11 protein-coding genes are annotated in these 17,176 nt (G+C 74.1%); 1 reads left to right on the forward strand and 10 read right to left on the reverse strand.

Going from position 1 to position 17,176, the window contains the following annotated elements:
• Nucleotides 1-54: 54 nt before the first annotated feature.
• The 3 genes from JE024_RS10710 to JE024_RS10720 all read right to left on the reverse strand — a co-directional run bounded on the left by JE024_RS10710 (nucleotide 55) and on the right by JE024_RS10720 (nucleotide 5,991).
• On the reverse strand, nucleotides 55-1,308 hold the full coding sequence (locus JE024_RS10710) for a serine hydrolase domain-containing protein (protein WP_244882749.1): 1,254 nt from the start codon (nucleotides 1,306-1,308) through the stop codon (nucleotides 55-57).
• 175 nt (nucleotides 1,309-1,483) lie between these two features.
• Nucleotides 1,484-3,694 carry an MMPL family transporter gene (locus JE024_RS10715; RefSeq protein WP_205373360.1) on the reverse strand — a complete coding sequence of 737 codons (2,211 nt, stop codon included), beginning with the start codon at nucleotides 3,692-3,694 and terminating at the stop codon, nucleotides 1,484-1,486.
• Nucleotides 3,695-3,897: 203 nt separating this feature from the next.
• Nucleotides 3,898-5,991 (reverse strand): phosphocholine-specific phospholipase C, encoded by a 2,094-nt coding sequence (locus JE024_RS10720; RefSeq protein WP_205373361.1) that lies wholly within the window; start codon nucleotides 5,989-5,991, stop codon nucleotides 3,898-3,900.
• Between the two features lie 261 nt (nucleotides 5,992-6,252).
• Between JE024_RS10720 and JE024_RS10725 the strand changes: the two genes are divergently transcribed.
• Nucleotides 6,253-7,152 carry a hypothetical protein gene (locus tag JE024_RS10725; protein WP_307840696.1) on the forward strand — a complete coding sequence of 300 codons (900 nt, stop codon included), beginning with the start codon at nucleotides 6,253-6,255 and terminating at the stop codon, nucleotides 7,150-7,152.
• A gap of 764 nt (nucleotides 7,153-7,916) precedes the next feature.
• On the opposite strand, the gene JE024_RS10730 is transcribed toward JE024_RS10725, so the two are convergent.
• From JE024_RS10730 to ligA, 7 genes are all read right to left on the reverse strand, one after another.
• Nucleotides 7,917-8,198 (reverse strand): hypothetical protein, encoded by a 282-nt coding sequence (locus JE024_RS10730; protein WP_205373363.1) that lies wholly within the window; start codon nucleotides 8,196-8,198, stop codon nucleotides 7,917-7,919.
• A 155-nt stretch (nucleotides 8,199-8,353) separates the two neighbouring features.
• Entirely contained in the window at nucleotides 8,354-9,862 is a 1,509-nt protein-coding gene (gatB, locus tag JE024_RS10735) for an Asp-tRNA(Asn)/Glu-tRNA(Gln) amidotransferase subunit GatB (protein ID WP_205373364.1), read from the reverse strand.
• A 16-nt stretch (nucleotides 9,863-9,878) separates the two neighbouring features.
• Nucleotides 9,879-10,121 carry a hypothetical protein gene (locus JE024_RS10740; RefSeq protein ID WP_205373365.1) on the reverse strand — a complete coding sequence of 81 codons (243 nt, stop codon included), beginning with the start codon at nucleotides 10,119-10,121 and terminating at the stop codon, nucleotides 9,879-9,881.
• Nucleotides 10,118-11,614 carry an Asp-tRNA(Asn)/Glu-tRNA(Gln) amidotransferase subunit GatA gene (gene gatA, locus JE024_RS10745; RefSeq protein WP_205373366.1) on the reverse strand — a complete coding sequence of 499 codons (1,497 nt, stop codon included), beginning with the start codon at nucleotides 11,612-11,614 and terminating at the stop codon, nucleotides 10,118-10,120. The genes JE024_RS10740 and gatA overlap by 4 nt, the downstream gene beginning before the upstream one ends.
• A gap of 5 nt (nucleotides 11,615-11,619) precedes the next feature.
• The gene (gatC, locus tag JE024_RS10750) at nucleotides 11,620-11,916 is read right to left on the reverse strand and encodes an Asp-tRNA(Asn)/Glu-tRNA(Gln) amidotransferase subunit GatC (RefSeq protein ID WP_005311569.1); all 297 of its coding nucleotides are present in this window, start codon (nucleotides 11,914-11,916) and stop codon (nucleotides 11,620-11,622) included.
• A gap of 598 nt (nucleotides 11,917-12,514) precedes the next feature.
• Entirely contained in the window at nucleotides 12,515-14,632 is a 2,118-nt protein-coding gene (locus JE024_RS10755; protein WP_205373367.1) for a putative bifunctional diguanylate cyclase/phosphodiesterase, read from the reverse strand.
• 357 nt (nucleotides 14,633-14,989) lie between these two features.
• Nucleotides 14,990-17,173, reverse strand: coding sequence for an NAD-dependent DNA ligase LigA (gene ligA, locus JE024_RS10760; protein ID WP_205373368.1), 2,184 nt, complete (start codon nucleotides 17,171-17,173; stop codon nucleotides 14,990-14,992).
• Nucleotides 17,174-17,176: the final 3 nt, after the last annotated feature.

Here is a 17,176-nt window from a genome sequence, read left to right on the forward strand (position 1 = left end):
CGGGTACCTCAGAACCGGGGCGCGGGGGCCTCAGACCGCCGGGGCGGGGGCCGTTCAGGTGCGGAGCAGGGCGCAGACGGCGTCCTCCTGGATGTCGCGGACGGTGCTCAACAGAGCGGGCGCCACCTGGGCGTTGATCTGCCGGGTCAGCGAGAACGTGAGGGAGTACCTGCCGTCGGGGGTGGCGGCGACGAGCTGGGTGTAGCCGGGGAAGTTGCCGGTGTGCCCGAGGACGACGCCGCAGCGAGTGGTGTAGCGGAAGATGCCCAGCCCCGCCCGGTTGGCGCCGGGCCCGGCGGGCTCGGACGCGCCGGGCACCCAGCGGCGCTGTTCGCGGACGACGGACGGCGAGGTGAGGACCCCGGGGGCGTAGCCGCGGATGAAACGGGTCATGTCCCGGGGGGTGGAGACGATGCCGCCGGACGCCCAGACGCCCGAGGCGCTGAGGATCTCGCTGATGTCCTCCGGCGGCGCGGGCGGGTCGACGTCGTAGCCGTGGAGGTAGGGCTCGGGCAGCTCCCAGCCCTGCGGGAGGCTGGTGTTCCGCAGGCCGAGGGGCCGGTAGACGATCCGGCGGAGCAGTTCCTCGTAGGGGCGCCCGGTCACGGCCTCGGCCATCAGGGCCACGGCGATGTTGTCGGAGTTGGAGTACAGGTAGCGCGAGCCGGGGGCGAAGACCAGGGGCTCGCCGGCGACGAAGCGGAGCAGCCGCCGGGAGTCGAAGCGGCGGCGGGGGTCCTCCTGCAGCAGCCGCTGGAACTCGGGGGCGGTGGTGTAGTCGGGCAGGCCGCTCGTGTGCTGGAGGAGCTGGCGCAGGGTGACGGCGTGCCAGGCGCGCGGCAGGCGGGGCAGGCGCCTGCCGATGGTGTCGTCGAGACCGAGCCGGCCCTCCGCGACCAGGTGCAGCGCGACGGCTCCGCTGTACGCCTTGGCCGTGCTGGCGATCCGCATGTGGTCGTCGATCCGGGGCGGGCGCCCGGTCGCGAGGTCGGCCGTGCCCGCGCGCAGCACCCGCTGCCGGCGGTCGTCCCGGAGCACGACCACGGCGCCCGGCGGGCCGTCCTGCCGGTGCACCAGGGCGTCCAGGCGCTTCTGGAGGCTCCGTACGGAGACGGGCGGCGTCGCCGTACGGGAGCCGGGGCCGGCGGCGGAGCCGGCGGGCGGCGGGGCGGGGACGGGTGCCGCGGGTGCCGGGGGCGCGATGCCGAGGGCGGCCGCGGCGAGGGCGAGGCAGGCGCCGAGGCGCAGCGCGCGGGCACGGCCGCGGCGGGGGGCGGGGCCGGGAGCGGGGGGCGGTGCGAGGGGCATGGGGGAACCTCTGCTGGGGGGAAGGACTGACTCCCCATCAGCATCCGGGCTGGGCGGTGCGGCGCCCGTGCGGGTGCTCCGTCCGGCCCAGCGCCCCCGCGCGGCGGGGGCGGGCGGCTCCGGACTCCCGGACTCCCGGGCTCCGGGCTCCGGGCTCCGGGCTCCGGGCGGTGCCCTACGAGACGAGCTTGTCCTCGTCGCGGGTCTGCTGGGCCGGAATGGCCGGGCGGGCGGCCTCGCGGCACTCCGGCTTCTCGATGCTGATGCGGGGCAGCAGCCGGTCCAGCCGCTTCGGCAGCCACCAGTTCGCCCCGCCGAGCAGGTGCATCAGGGCGGGCACCAGCAGGGTGCGCAGGACGAAGGCGTCCAGCGCGACGGCGACGGCGAGGCCGATGCCGAACATGGCGATGACCCGGTCGCCGCTGAGGACGAAGGCGAGGAAGACCGAGATCATGATCACGGCCGCGGAGTTGATGACCCGGCTGGTCTCGGCGAGGCCGACGCGCACCGCGCGCCGGTTGTCCCCCGTCTCCAGCCACTCCTCGTACATCCGGCTGACCAGGAACACCTGGTAGTCCATGGAGAGCCCGAAGAGCACCGAGACCATGATCACCGGGAGGAAGGGCTCGATGGGCCCGCCGCGGCCCAGGCCGAGCGGTTCGCTGCCCCAGCCCCACTGGAAGATCGCGACGACCACCCCGAAGGCGGCCGCCACCGCGGCCACGTTCATCACCGCGGCCTTCAGCGGGATGCCGATCGAGCGGAACGCGAGGAGCAGCAGCAGACAGCCGAGGGCGACGACGACGCCCACGAAGAGCGGCAGTTTGCCGACGATGACACCGGCGAAGTCGTCGTAGCTCGCGGTGATGCCGCCGACGTACGCCTGGAGCGAGGTGCCCTGCTCTGCGGCGGGCAGCACGTCGTCGCGCAGCCGGTCGACCAGCTCGCTCGTCTCGCGGGACTGCGGCGAGGAGTCGGGGACGACGGTGAGCACGGCGGTGTCGCCGCTGCCGTTGTAGACGACGGGGCCGGCCGATGCCACGCCGTCGGCCGTCCCCAGGGTCCCGGCCAGGCGGTCCATGGCGATCTTGTCGTCGGCGCCGTCGAGGGTGGCGACGACGGTGAGCGGTCCGTTGACGCCGGGGCCGAAGCCGTCGGCGAGCAGGTCGTACGCCTGGCGGGTGGTGGCGGTGGCGGGCCCGTTGCCCTGGTCGGAGGTGCCGAGGTGCAGGGAGAACGTGGGCAGGGCGAGCACCAGCATCACGACGGCGGCGACGGCGCCCAGCAGCTTCGGCCGGCGTTCGACGAAGGCGGACCAGCGGGCGGCGAAGCCGGTCGGCAGCTCGGGCCGGGGCCCGTGCTCGGCAAGCCGGCGCCGCTCGCGGCGGCTGAGCGCCCGGGGGCCGATGAAGGAGAGCAGCGCCGGGAGCAGGGTGACGGACGCGGCGACGGTCAGGACCACGGTCAGCGAGGCGGCGATGGCGACGCCGTTGAGGAAGTCCAGGCGCAGGATCAGCATGCCGAGCAGGGCGATGCAGACGGTGGCCCCGGCGAAGACGACGGCCCGTCCGGTCGTGCTCACGGCCTCCCGCGCGGCCTCGGCGACCGGCAGGCCGCGCTTGAGCGCGCCGCGGTGTCTGGTGACGATGAACAGGGCGTAGTCGATGCCCACGCCGAGGCCGACCAGCAGGCCCAGCATCGGCGCGAAGTCGGCGACCGTCATCACGTGGCCGAGGAGCACGATCCCGGCGTAGGCGGTGCCGACGGAGACCAGGGCGGTCACGATGGGCAGCAGGCTGGCGGCCAGGGAGCCGAAGGCGAGGAACAGCACGACGGCGGCGACGGCGACTCCGACGATCTCGGCGACGTGCCCGCCGGACGCCTCGGTCAGGGCGGTCACGGTGCCGCCCATCTCCACCCGCAGCCCGTCGCCCTCGGCCGACTTCGCGGTGTCGACGACGGCGCGGGCCTGGCCGGCGGAGATGTCGTCGGCCTGGGCGTCGAAGGCGACGACGGCGTACGCGGTGCGGCCGTCGGCGCTGATCTGCCCGGTGCCCCGGTCGCCGTAGGGCCCGGTGACGGCGGCGACGCCGTCCAGGGCGGCGACCTCGTCGAGCATCGCCGTCACCTGCCGCTCGGTGGCGGCTGAGCGCACGCTGCCGTCGGCGGTGTGCCACACGATGGTGTCGCTGTCGCCGCCGAGGCCGTGGAAGCCCTCCTGGAGGAGGGCGGTGGCCCGGCCGGACTCGGTGCCGTGGGCGTCGTAGTCGTTGGAGTAGGCGGAGCCGGCCACGACCGCGCCGGCGGCGGTGCCGCCGAGGGCGAGGAGCCAGAGCAGGACGACGACGAGTCGGTGGGTGACACACCAGCGCGCGATAGCTGCCAACGGACCTGCTCCCTGAGTGGTGCGTCGATCTTTGACCGGGAACAGCCCGCAAAGAAACGCATGACCTGTACCGCCACTGTCGCAGCCAACTGTGATCGTTTGCCCGTTTCGTGGCATTACTCACAGCGGTGCGCGGAAGCCGGATCTTCGGGAGAACCGGCCGCCGCGCACCCGCCGCGGGGAGCGGGCCGCGCTCGCGCGGCTCAGCCGGAGACGCCCGCGCGGCCGTTCTCGATGCGTCCCATCAGACGGCGCCGGAAGCCCTCGTCGCCGTCGGCGGTCACCTCCAGGTCGTACCAGCCGTGGGCGTCCGCGGCGGAGTGCACGAGCGTGCGGGCCCGGCCGGGGCGGACCGTGACCCGGTGGGGCCGGCCGTGCAGATCGGCCTCGTCGGCGTAGCCGAGCGGGCGGACCGCGAAGGTGAGCGGGGTGGTGCCGTCGTTGCGCAGGGTGAGGTGCAGGTCCCGGTCGCGGGGATCGACGCGCGAGACGACCCCGGCGCCCCCGTCCCGGCGGCCGGCGAACTCGCGCCGGAAGCCGCCCGGGCCGGTGATCGTGAAGCGGTAGGCGTCACCGGCCAGCGGCACCTCCCAGAGCGCCTCCCCCCGCACGTCGCGGTGCTGGGGCACGGCGAACTCCCCGGCGTACGGGTAGAGCGCGAAGTGCGCGCTCGCCCGGCCCGTGTTGCGCAGGGTCACCGTGAACGCCTCCCCGTCGGCCCTCCCGTGGGCGTCGGGCTGGTACGGCAGCGGCCGGGACGGGCGGGTGCCCGGCTCCTGGACGGGCATCCGCTGCTCCGCCGGCGGCAGCGGACGCCAGCGGCCGGTGAACGGCGGGACGGGGCCGGGGCGCTCCACGGGGGGCTGCCGCCGGCCGCGGCCGAAGTCGAAGGCCGACGTCAGGTCGCCCGTGACGGTGCGCCGCCAGCGGGTGATGTTCGGCTCGGCGACACCGGTCCACTTCTCCAGCAGGCGGATCACCGAGGTGTGGTCGAAGACCTCGGAGCAGACGTACCCGCCGACGGACCACGGGGAGACGACGAGCATCGGCACCCGGATGCCGAGACCGGTGGGCAGCCCCTGCCAGCGCTCCTCGGTGTCCCCGGCGGGCGGCACCGGCGGCGGCACGTGGTCGAAGAAGCCGTCGTTCTCGTCGTAGTTGATCAGCAGCACGGTGTGCCGCCACACCTCCGGGTGGGAGGCGAGCGCGTCCAGGATCCGGTAGACGAGCGAGGCGGAGGCGATCGGCGACGAGGAGCCGGGGTGCTCGGAGTCGACCGCGGAGGGCACCAGGTAGGAGACCTCCGGCAGCGTGCCCGCGGCGACGTCGGCCCGGAAGGCGTCCGCGAGACCGCCCGTGGGGACGCGGCGCAGCCCCCGCTCGAACAGCGAGCGCTCGGCCGGGGTCAGCGCGGCGACGCCCCGGTCGAGCGCGGCGAGCAGCCGCTCCCGCTCGGCGGCGTCGGCGGTGGAGCGGACCTTCGCGTAGAAGGCCTCCATGTAAGTGAAGTCACCCGCCGGGGCCAGCGCCTTGCGGGCGATCCGCTTGAAGGTGGTGAAGAACTCGATGTTGTTGTCGGTGAAGTTCTCCCACTCGGTGTACGTCCGCCAGCTCCGGCCCGCCTTCTCCAGGCGCTCGGCGTAGGTGGGCCAGGGGTAGCCGGGGTGGGTGCCCTCCGCGTACGCGGCGTTCGTCACCGCCCGCTTGCCGTCGGCCTCGTAGCCCGTCCAGCCGCTCCACAGATGGTTGCGGTTGGGGCTGGTGGAGGTGTGGGTGGAGGAGTGGTAGGCGTCGCAGATCGTGAAGGTGTCGGCGAGTTCGTAGTGCAGGGGCAGGTCGCGGCGGTCGTAGTGGGCCATGGTCGCGCCGGTCTTCGCGGAGACCCACCCGTCCATCCAGCCGTCGCGCCACGCCTTGGCGCCGCCGCTCCAGGAGTGGTCGAGGTCGCCGATGTACTGGAGGTCCTTGCGCTGCGCCTCGGCGGCGTCCCGGACGGGGAAGGGCAGCACCGGGCCGGACGGCCCCGGCTGCTCGAACACCGTGCCGCCGGAGGGAAGATCCACGGCGTTGCGGTCGCCGAAGCCGCGGACTCCGCGCAGGGTGCCGAAGTAGTGGTCGAAGGAGCGGTTCTCCTGCATCAGGACCACGACGTGCCGCACCGCGTCCAGTCCGCCCCGGGGCGGCTCGGCGGCGAGCGCCGTTCGGAGCGACGGCGGCAGCAGGGAACCGGCCGCGGCCGCGCCGAGGGCGCTTCCTCCGAGCGCGAGCATCCTTCTGCGTGAGACTTCCGGTGACATGCGCGACCTCTTCGTCGACGGCCAGTGGGGCGGCTGCGGTCCAGCGGTGGACACGGCCCGGACGGTACTGAGCACGGGTGGCCCCGAGAAGGCCCGGTGGCGTCATCGCCGTGAACGTCCATCCGCCCGGACGAGGAGTCCAAGCGAGATCCGGCCACCGCCGACGGGCCGGCCAGCACGGCACCGGTCCGCTGGGGCCCGAATCGGTCGCCGTCGCCAGTACGCCCCGAAGTGTCGGCGCCGGCTGGCACCATGGCCGGCATGGACTACAGGGGGCCCCACGGGACGGCACCGGCGCCGGCGGACGCCGCGGAGTACGCCCGCGCGCTGCACGACACACCCGGGCCGTACCTCGGCCGGGCCCCGGCGGCCGTGCTGGTGCACGAGCCCGGGGCCGGCCTCGCGGCGCGGCGCGAGGCCCTGTGGGACGTGTACGCGGCGATCGTGGCCCGGCTCGGCGAACCGACGCTGTACGGCGGCTCGTCGCACGGCCCGAGCGTCCGCTGGCGCGACAGCCGCAGGACGGTACTGCTCTCGGGCGACCGGGACACCGTCGGCCTCTCCGTGCACGACACGGCGGCGCTGGAGGGCGAGGAGGACCGCACGTTCGCCTGGAGCGGCGCCTGGCGGGCCGACGACCCGCTCGGCACCGGCGAACTCCCCTACCTCTGGCGGCTGGACCGCGGCGGCCCCGGCGAGTCCCCCGCCGGCCGCCCGCGCTGCCGCGCGGCCACGACCCTCGACGACTTCCGGGCCCGCCTCGGCATGCTCCTCGCGGCGTGGGTGGAGCAACTGCCGGTGCAGGTGGGCACGGACTGGGCGTCGTTCCGGCTGACCAGCGCCGCCGACCGCGGCCGCCAGCTCCTCGTCTCCTACAGCATCGAGGACGGACTGCACGCCTCCGTCGACGACCGCGACGGCCCCGACGGGGAGGACCGGGCGCGGACGATGCACGCCCGGGGCTGGCAGTACCGCGACCGCGGCTGGTGGCAGACGGAGTTCACCGCCCCCGACCGGGCCGAGGCCACCGCCCTGGCCGATCTCGTCGTCGCCGAACTCTGGGCCCGCGGCACCCTCGACCCGGAGTCCCTCCGCGCCCGCGACGTGAGCTGCAAGGACCGCGGCGAGATGTGGCTCCCGGGGCTGGGCATCCGCCAGTGAGGCGCGCGGGGCGCGCGCTGCGGGCGGGCCGCGCTGAGCGCGGCGGCCGCGGGAGCCGTCCCCGGGGCGGTACGGGCAGCCGGGGCGGGGCGAGCGCACGGGGGCCTTCAGCGGCCGGACGCACTCAGGCGGCACGGGCAGCCCGGCCTCGGGACCCTGGCCCGGGCGGGCCGCCGGAAGCGCTGCACGCACCTGGCGCGCCCCGGCACGCGAGACGCCGGGCGGCGGAAGCCCCGCGGCTCCCGGCGGACCCGGCGGCCACGGGAGCCGTCCCCGGGGCGGTACGGGCAGCCGGGGCGGGGCGAGCGCACGGGGGCACGGGCCGCCCGGCTGGGGGACGTGGCCAGGGGCGCCGCAGGAGCGGTCGGACTCACCCCGGCGTGCGCTGACGCGCAGGTGGTGCCGCGCGGCGCCCGCAGGGCCCGGCGGCTCCGGGAGCCGTCCCCGGGTGTGGCCCTGGGGCGGTACGGGAAGCCCCGCCTGGAGCGCCGCGGGAACGACCGGCCGCACCTGGCGTGCCCCGGCATGCGAGACGCGTGGTGCGCGGGAGTGGGTGGCGCCCTGAGCGCGGCACCAGCAGGTTCCCGCCGGCCTGGCGGCCGCGGGAGGCGGCGCGGGCCCGCTAGGCCGGAACGCCGGCGGAGCGGCGGGACCGCGCGAACCCGGCCCGGTGTCGCCGGAGGGGCGGACCCCCGAGACCGCGAGCGCCCCCGGCCGGCCCTCCGGGGCGGCGCCGGGGCCCGTCGGCCCCGGGGCCGGTCGGGTCAGGAACCCAGGAGGCCCGTGACCGGGGCGAGCTGGCCCGTCAGGGGGTCGAGGTCGTGGGGGATGCCCGCCAGGCGGTTGAGGCCGTTGAGCTGCTGGGTGGGGGTGGGGAGCTGCTCGCGGTGCTCGGGGGCGACGGAGCTCGTCGCGAGGGAGTCCAGCTCGTGGGTCACCGAGAGCGCCCCGGCGTCGGAGTGGGCGGCGCTCGCGGCGGGGGCCGCGAGGGCCGTGGCGCCCGCGGCGAGCGCGACGGCGGCGAGGACACGCTGTGCTGTGATCATGCCGTGAGCAACGGCCCCGCCCCCTGATCGGTCACGGCCCCCCGCCCCCGCTCACCCGTGCGGTGCCGGGACCGCACGCCGCGGGGGCGGCGCGCACCGCGTGGTGCGCGCCGCCCCCGTGGACGGTCCTGCCGGGCGCGCGGCCCGGCGTGGGCTCAGCCCTCGACGCCGAGGCGCTCCAGGATGAGCTCCTTGACGCGTGCCGCGTCCGCCTGGCCGCGCGTGGTCTTCATGACCGCGCCGACCAGCGCGCCGACCGCGGCCACCTTGCCGCCGCGGATCTTGTCGGCGATCGCCGCGTTGCCCGCGATGGCCTCGTCGACGGCCGCGCCGAGCGCGCCCTCGTCCGAGACGACCTTCAGGCCGCGCTTCTCGACGACCGCGTCCGGGTCGCCCTCGCCGGCGAGCACGCCCTCGATGACCTGACGGGCCAGCTTGTCGTTGAGGTCGCCGGCCGCCACCAGCGCCGTCACCCGGGCGACCTGCGCCGGGGTGATGGGCAGCGCGGCGAGGTCGACGCCCTGCTCGTTGGCGCTGCGGGCCAGCTCGCCCATCCACCACTTGCGGGCCGAGCCCGCGTCCGCGCCGGCCTCGGTGGTGGCGACGATCAGGTCGACCGCGCCCGCGTTGAGGATCGACTGCATGTCGTGCTCGGAGACGCCCCACTCCTCGCGGAGACGGTTGCGGCGCACCCGCGGCAGCTCGGGCAGCGTGGCGCGCAGCTCCTCGACCCACTCGCGCGACGGCGCGACCGGGACCAGGTCGGGCTCGGGGAAGTAGCGGTAGTCCTCCGCCTCCTCCTTGATCCGGCCGGACGTGGTGGAGCCGTCGTCCTCGTGGAAGTGACGGGTCTCCTGCACGATCGTGCCACCCGACGAGAGCACCGCGGCGTGCCGCTGGATCTCGAAGCGGGCCGCACGCTCGACGCTGCGCAGCGAGTTGACGTTCTTCGTCTCGGAGCGGGTGCCGAACTTCTCGGTGCCGTTGGGCCGCAGCGACAGGTTCACGTCGCAGCGCATCTGGCCCATCTCCATGCGGGCGTCGGAGACCCCGAGGGCGCGGATCAGCTCGCGCAGCTCCGCGACGTACGCCTTGGCGACCTCGGGGGCGCGCGCGCCGGCGCCGGTGATCGGCTTGGTGACGATCTCGATCAGCGGGATGCCGGCCCGGTTGTAGTCGAGCAGCGAGTGCGAGGCGCCGTGGATGCGGCCGGTGGCACCGCCGACGTGGGTCGACTTGCCGGTGTCCTCCTCCATGTGGGCGCGCTCGATCTCCACGCGGAAGATCTCGCCGTCCTCCAGCTGGACGTCCAGATAGCCGTTGAAGGCGATCGGCTCGTCGTACTGGGAGGTCTGGAAGTTCTTCGGCATGTCCGGATAGAAGTAGTTCTTCCGGGCGAAACGGCACCACTCGGCGATCTCGCAGTGCAGCGCGAGACCGATCTTGACGGCCGACTCGACGCCGACGGCGTTGACGACGGGCAGCGAGCCGGGCATGCCGAGGCAGGTCGGGCAGGTCTGCGAGTTGGGCTCGGCGCCCAGCTCGGTCGAGCACCCGCAGAACATCTTGGTCTTGGTGCCGAGCTCGACATGGACCTCCAGGCCCATGACGGGGTCGTAGGACGCGAGGGCGTCCTCGTACGACACCAGTTCAGTGACGGTCACGATGAAACTTTCCCTCTCAGCCCAGCAGAACGTCGTCGTCGCCGAGCCGCTTCAGCTCGCGGTAGAGGATGGCCAGGCCGGTGACGATCGCGGCGGCCGACACGGCGGCGTCGGCCAGGCGCAGGAAGTCGTTGTCGCTGCGGGCCATCTTCGCCTGCTTCGCGACGCTGATCGCGCCGAACGCGGTGCTGGCCAGCGAGACGTACAGACCGGTCTTGGACTTCTTGAAGTTCTTGGCCTTCTTTGCCATGGCGCTCATAGCGACGGTGCCTCCTCGATCAGCGGGTGACCCCAGCGTTCCACGAAGGCGGCCTCGACGGCGGCACCGACCTTGTACAGCCGGTCGTCCTTCATGGCCGGGGCGATGATCTGCAGGCCGACGGGCAGGCCGTCCTCCGGGGCGAGACCGCACGGGAGGGACATGGCCGCGTTGCCGGCGAGGTTGGTCGGAATGGTGCACAGGTCCGCGAGGTACATCGCCATCGGGTCGTCGGCGCGCTCGCCGATCGGGAAGGCGGTGGTCGGGGTCGTCGGGGAGACGATCACGTCCACCTGCTCGAACGCCTTCTCGAAGTCCCGGGTGATGAGCGTGCGGACCTTCTGCGCGGAGCCGTAGTACGCGTCGTAGTAGCCGGAGCTGAGCGCGTAGGTCCCGAGCATGATGCGGCGCTTGACCTCGGGGCCGAAACCGGCCTCGCGGGTGAGCGCGGTGACGTCCTCCGCGGACTTCGTGCCGTCGTCGCCGACCCGCAGGCCGTAGCGCATGGCGTCGAAGCGCGCGAGGTTCGAGGAGCACTCGGACGGCGCGATGAGGTAGTACGCGGCGAGTGCCAGGTCGAAGGACGGGCAGTCCAGCTCGACGATCTCGGCGCCCAGCTCCTTCAGCAGCTCGACGGACTCGTCGAAGCGCTGCACGACGCCGGCCTGGTAGCCCTCGCCGCGGAACTGCTTGACCACGCCGACGCGCATGCCCGTGACGGAGCCGTTGCGGGCGGCCTCGACGACCGGCGGGACCGGGGCGTCGATCGAGGTGGAGTCGAGCGGGTCGTGACCGGCGATGACCTCGTGCAGCAGGGCCGCGTCGAGGACCGTGCGGGCACAGGGGCCGCCCTGGTCGAGGCTGGAGGAGAAGGCCACCATGCCGTAGCGGGAGACCGCGCCGTAGGTGGGCTTCACGCCCACGGTCGCCGTGACGGCGGCGGGCTGGCGGATGGAACCGCCGGTGTCCGTGCCGATGGCGAGCGGGGCCTGGAAGGAGGCGAGCGCGGCGGAGGAGCCGCCGCCGGAGCCGCCGGGGATGCGGGTCAGGTCCCAGGGGTTGCCCGTGGGGCCGTAGGCGCTGTTCTCCGTGGAGGACCCCATGGCGAACTCGTCCATGTTGGTCTTGCCGAGGATGACGACGTCGGCGGCCTTGAGCCGCTTCGTCAGCGTCGCGTCGTACGGCGGGATCCAGCCCTCGAGGATCTTCGAGCCGACGGTGGTCGGCACGCCCTCGGTGGTGAAGATGTCCTTCAGCGCGAGCGGCACACCGGCGAGCGGGCCGAGCTTCTCGCCCCGCTCCCGCTTCTCGTCGACGGCGCGGGCCTGCGCGAGCGCGCCCTCGCGGTCGACGTGCAGGAAGGCGTGCACCTTCTCGTCGACGGCCTCGATGCGGGCCAGGTGGGCCTCGGCGACCTGGACGGCCGTGAGCTCGCCCGAGGCGATCTTCGCGGCGGTCTCGGCGGCGGTGAGCTTGATGATGCTGTCCGACATGGTGATTAGTCCTCCCCCAGGATCTGCGGCACCTTGAAACGCTGCTGCTCCTGTGCCGGGGCGCCGGAGAGCGCCTGCTCGGGGGTGAGCGACGGACGGACCTCGTCCGCGCGCATGACGTTGGTCAGCGGCAGCGGGTGGGAGGTGGGCGGAACGTCTTGGTCGGCGACCTCGGAGACGCGGGCGACCGCGCCGATGATGTCGTCGAGCTGTCCGGCGAAGTGTTCGAGCTCTTCACCGGAAAGCTCCAGGCGCGCCAGCCGGGCGAGGTGGGCGACCTCCTCGCGCGTGATGCCAGGCATGCAGCGATCCTCAGGGGTGAGTGTGATGGTTTCGGCCCCAATCCTATGGGGCGGGGCGGGGTGCCCGTGAAACGGTTTCCCCGCACCCGGCGCGAGGACACTCTCCGGCCCGTCCGCCCGGGGAGCGCGGGGCCGCGGAGCGCCTCTCCCGCCCGCCCGCTCGGCGAGGACACCGGCCTGGAGCGCCTCTCCCACCCGCTCGGGGGAGGGCGCCGCCTCGGAGCGCCTCTCCCGCCCGCCCGCTCGGCGAGGACACCGGCCTGGAGCGCCTTCTCAGCCCGTCCGGCGATTGAGGACGCGGCCGCAGGCCGTGCCGCGGCCACCGGCGCGCAGCCGGGTCCGCGAGGGCGACCGGCCCCGGCGGGGCTCCGCCCCGCACCCCGCGCCTCAATCGCCGGCGGGGCTTGATGTGGCCGGCCCCGCATGGGCATCCCCACTCCGGCGGAGGCTTGGGTGTGGGCCGGCCCCGCAAGCGCATCCCCACACCGGCGGAGGCTTGATGGGGCCGGCCCCGCGAGCGCATCCCCACTCCGGCGAGGGCTTGAGTGTGGGCCGGCCCCGCATGCGCACCCCCACTCCGGCAGGGCTCCCGCGAGGGTCACGTCACCGCGCGGCGGGGGGACGGCTGGGGCGGGCGGCGGTCGGTGGGGCGGTGGGACGGGCGGAGCCAGCCGCTCTCGCCGCGGGCGAGCAGCCAGGCGGTCGTCTCCTGGGGCGGCATCGCCGCCGCCACCAGCCACCCCTGCACCGCGTCGCAGCGCAGATCGCGCAGGCGTTCCCAGGTCTCGTCGTCCTCGACGCCCTCCGCGACGACCAGCAGGCCCAGCGAGTGGGCCAGGTCGATGGTGCAGCGGACGATCTCCGCGTCCTCGGCGTCGCGCGCGAGGCGGGCGACGAACGAGCGGTCGATCTTCAGCTCGCTGACCGGGAGCCGGCGCAGGTGCACCAGTGAGGAGTAGCCCGTCCCGAAGTCGTCGAGCGACATCTTGACGCCGTGGTCGGCGAGCCCCGCGAGGGTGTCGGCCGCTCGCTGGGGGTCCTCCAGCAGGACGTGCTCGGTGATCTCCAGCTGGAGCGCGCCCGGCGGGACCCCGTGGCGGGCGAGCCGGGCGGCCACCGCGCCGGCGAAGCCGGGGGTGTGGACGTCCCGGGGGGAGACGTTGACGGCGACGGGGACGTCGAGCCCCTGCGCCCGCCAGCGCGCCACCTGTCCGAGCGCCGTCTCCAGGACGTACTCCGTGAGGTGGGGCATCAGCCCGGAGGACTCCGCGATGGCGATGAACTCGTCGGGGGGCACCCGGCCGCGCTCGGGGTGCACCCAGCGCACCAGGGCCTCCAGCCCGGCGACGTGCCCGTCGAAGCGGACCTTGGGCTGGTAGTGCAGTTCGACGTCGCCGGCGTCGAGCGCCCGGCGGAGGTCGCCGAGCAGGCCGAGCCGGTCGGGGGTGTTGCTGTCCCGCTTGGACTCGTACACCTCGACGCCCGTGCGGTCGCGCTTGGCCTGGTACATCGCCACGTCGGCCCGGCGCAGCAGCCCTTCGGCGTCCAGGGCGTGGTCGGGGAAGACGGCGAGGCCGGCGCTGGCCTCCAGGACGAGGGTGAGGCCGTCCAGGTCGAGCGGGGAGGAGAGTTCGGAGACGAGATGGCGCGCGACGCGCTGCGCGCTGGTGGTGGAGTCGGCGGTGGGCAGCAGGACGGCGAACTCGTCGCCGCCGAGCCGGGCCGCCTCGGCCCCGCGGGGCAGGGCGAGCCGGAGCCGGTCGGCTATCTGGAGCAGCAGCCGGTCTCCGGCGAGGTGGCCGAGGGTGTCGTTGACGGAGCGGAAGCGGTCGAGGTCGATGAGGACGAGGGCCGAGCGGGCGCCGGACCGCTCGGCCTCCTCCAGGGCGGACCAGGTGCGCTCCAGCAGCCACTGGCGGTTGGGCAGCCCGGTGAGCGGGTCCTTGAGCTGCTCCTCGGCCCTGGCCCGCGCTATCCACAGGGTGGAGTCGAGGGCGATCAGCGCGACGGCGAAGAGCGGCAGCAGCATCGGCACGGCGACCGCGACGACGCAGATCAGCGGGGCGATGCAGACGAGGGCGACGGCGACCAGTCCCTGGCGGACCAGGGCGGTGCGCGCGACGGTGGGCAGTCCGCCGCCCTGGGGGGTGAGGACGTACCACAGCAGCAGGCGGGTGACGGCGAGGTAGGCCGCGGCGGCGAGCACGATCTCGGCGGCGGCCCCGACGCCCCACTCCAGCGGGTCCCAGGGGCGTTCGACGCTGGGGGTCACCCCGAAGGCGGCGAGCACGAGGGCGGCCGCGCCGATGCCGAGGACGTCGACCGCTCCGTGCAGCAGGCCGTGGCGCCGGCGGCCGCGGCCCGCGGCGCCGACGAGGGCGACCACGGAGAGGCTGACGAGCGTGGCGGGCACCCAGCCGTAGAGGAGCAGGGCGGCGAGGGTGAGCGCGGCGCCCGAGCCGGTGCCGCCCCACCAGCGGTCGCGGCCGAGCATCACGAGATGGCCGACGATGATCCCGGTGAGCAGCGCGAAGGCCCAGCCGGCGGTGGAGCCGGGGAAGAGCGCGCTGCGTTCCCGGACGGTGGTCACGACGCCGGTCAGGAGCAGGGCGCCGCCCGCCGTGACGACGGCGGCGGTGAGCCCGGGGGCGGTGCCCGTCAGTGCCGCGAGCGCGCGCGGTCGTGAGACCGGGGCGGCGCTATCCGTCGGTTCCATTCCCGTCCCTCTCACAGCCGGCGGTGCCGATGCCCGGGTTGTCTCCGGTCGTTCGTGTGCGGGGCCGCCGGTCGGCGGACGACCGGCGGTGGCTTTCCCCGTGCCTCGCCCCCACGGCCGAACGACCCCCGCGCAGCCGTGCACGACAGCGCACAGCTCAACAGTAGGACGCGGGAGGCACGGACGGGCAGCGCTCTACAGCTCTTGCCCGAATGCGACCCGGCCACCCTTCTTCCGCTGATTTGCACGGAACGCGTGACCTGTACTCGGCGTTCCACCGGCGGCTGTTGGGGTGCTTTCCGGACGCGCGCGCCGCGGGGAGCGCCCTCGTGCGCCCCTGGTGTCGGTGACGTGTCGTCAGGCCTCTTCCGTCACGGCCGCCTCACGCGCCGCGTCCGGTCCCTGTTCCAACAGGACGACGAAGCCCGGCTCGTCGAGTACGGGCACCTTCAGCTGCACGGCCTTGTCGTATTTGGAGCCGGGGTTGTCCCCGACGACCACGAAGCTGGTCTTCTTGGAAACGGAACCGGCCACTTTCGCGCCGAGAGCCTGAAGGGCTTCTTTTGCGCCATCTCTGGTGTGGTTCTCCAGAGTTCCGGTGACGACGACGGTCAGGCCTTCCAGCGGGCGGGGGCCCGTGTCGCCCTCGGCGGCCTCCTCCTCCATCCGGACACCGGCCAGCCGCCACTTGCGCAGGATCTCCTGGTGCCAGTCCTCGGCGAACCACTGCTTGAGGGAGGCGGCGATGATCGAGCCCACGCCGTCGGTGGCCGCGAGCTCCTCCTCGCTCGCCTGCTCGATCCGCTCGATGGAGCGGAACTCGCGGGCGAGCGCCTGCGCGGCGACCGGGCCGACGTGCCGGATGGAGAGGCCGTTGATGATCCGGGCGAGCGGACGAGTCTTGGCGGCCTCGATGTTGGCGAGCAGCTTGACGGCGTTGGCCTTCGGGGTGCCCTGCTTGGTGGCGAAGACCATGGCGGTCTTGTCCTCGCCGGTCTTCGGATCCCGCTTGGGGATGCCGGAGTCCTTGTCGACCACGTACGCCTTGATGGGCAGCAGCTGCTCCATCGTCAGGTCGAAGAGGTCGCCCTCGTCGGCCAGCGGCGGGGCGGCCGGTTCCAGCGGGCGGGTCAGGGCGGCGGCGACGACCTCGCCGAAGTACTCGATGTCGAGGCTCTCCCGGCCGGCCAGGTAGGAGACGCGCTCCCGCAACTGCGCCGGGCAGGAGCGGGCGTTGGGGCAGCGGAGGTCGATGTCGCCCTCCTTCATGGCCTTCAGCGGCGTGCCGCACTCGGGGCACTCGGCGGGCATCACGAACTCCCGCTCGCTGCCGTCCCGCAGGTCCACCACGGGGCCGAGGATCTCCGGGATCACGTCGCCCGCCTTGCGCAGCACCACCGTGTCGCCGATGAGCACGCCCTTGGCCTTGACGACGTCCTGGTTGTGCAGGGTGGCGAACTCGACCTCGGAGCCCGCGACCGTCACCGGCTCCACCTGGGCGTAGGGCGTCACACGGCCGGTGCGGCCCACGCCGACCCGGATGTTGACGAGCTTGGTGTTGACCTCCTCCGGGGCGTACTTCCAGGCGATGGCCCAGCGGGGGGCGCGGGCCGTGGAGCCCAGGCGGCCCTGGAGGCGGATCTCGTCGAGCTTGACGACGACGCCGTCGATCTCGTGCTCCACGGAGTGGCGGTTCTCGCCGAAATGGGCGATGAACGCGCGGACCTCCTCCAGGGAGCCCACGACCTTGTTGTGCCGCGCGGTGGGCAGGCCCCAGTCGCGCAGCAGGTCGTAGGCCTCGGAGAGCCGGTCGATGTCGAGGCCCTCACGGGCGCCGATGCCGTGCACCACCATGTGCAGCGGCAGCGTGGCGGTGACCCGGGGGTCCTTCTGGCGCAGCGAGCCGGAGGCGCTGTTGCGGGGGTTGGCGTACGGCTGCTCGCCCGCGGCGACCCGCCGCTCGTTCAGCGCCTGGAACTGGTCCATCGGGAAGTAGACCTCGCCGCGGATCTCGACCAGGGCGGGCACGCGGTCGCCGTGCAGCCGGTCGGGGATCTCGGCGATGGTGCGCACGTTGGGGGTGATGTCCTCGCCGACGCGGCCGTCGCCCCGGGTCGCGGCGCGGGTCAGCCTGCCGTGCTCGTAGGTGAGGTTCACCGCGAGGCCGTCGACCTTGAGCTCGCACAGGAAGTGGTGGCCGGGGGCGCCGACCTCCCGGGCGACGCGCTCCGCCCAGGCGGCGAGCTCGGCGTCGTCGAAGGCGTTGTCCAGGGAGAGCATCCGCTCGCGGTGCTCGACCTTGGTCAGTTCCGTCTCGTAGTGCGCGCCGACCTTCTGCGACGGCGAGTCGGGCGTGCGCAGCGCCGGGTACTCCTCCTCGATCGCCTCCAGCGAGCGCATGAGCGTGTCGAACTCCGCGTCGCTGACGACCGGGGCGTCCTTCACGTAGTACCGGAAGCGGTGCTCCTCGATCTGCTCGGCGAGCTCCGCGTGCCGCTCCCGCACATCGGCGGGCAGTGCCGTCTGCTCTTCGCCAGCCACCGT

This window comes from Streptomyces zhihengii (assembly GCF_016919245.1).
Lineage (GTDB): Bacteria > Actinomycetota > Actinomycetes > Streptomycetales > Streptomycetaceae > Streptomyces > Streptomyces zhihengii.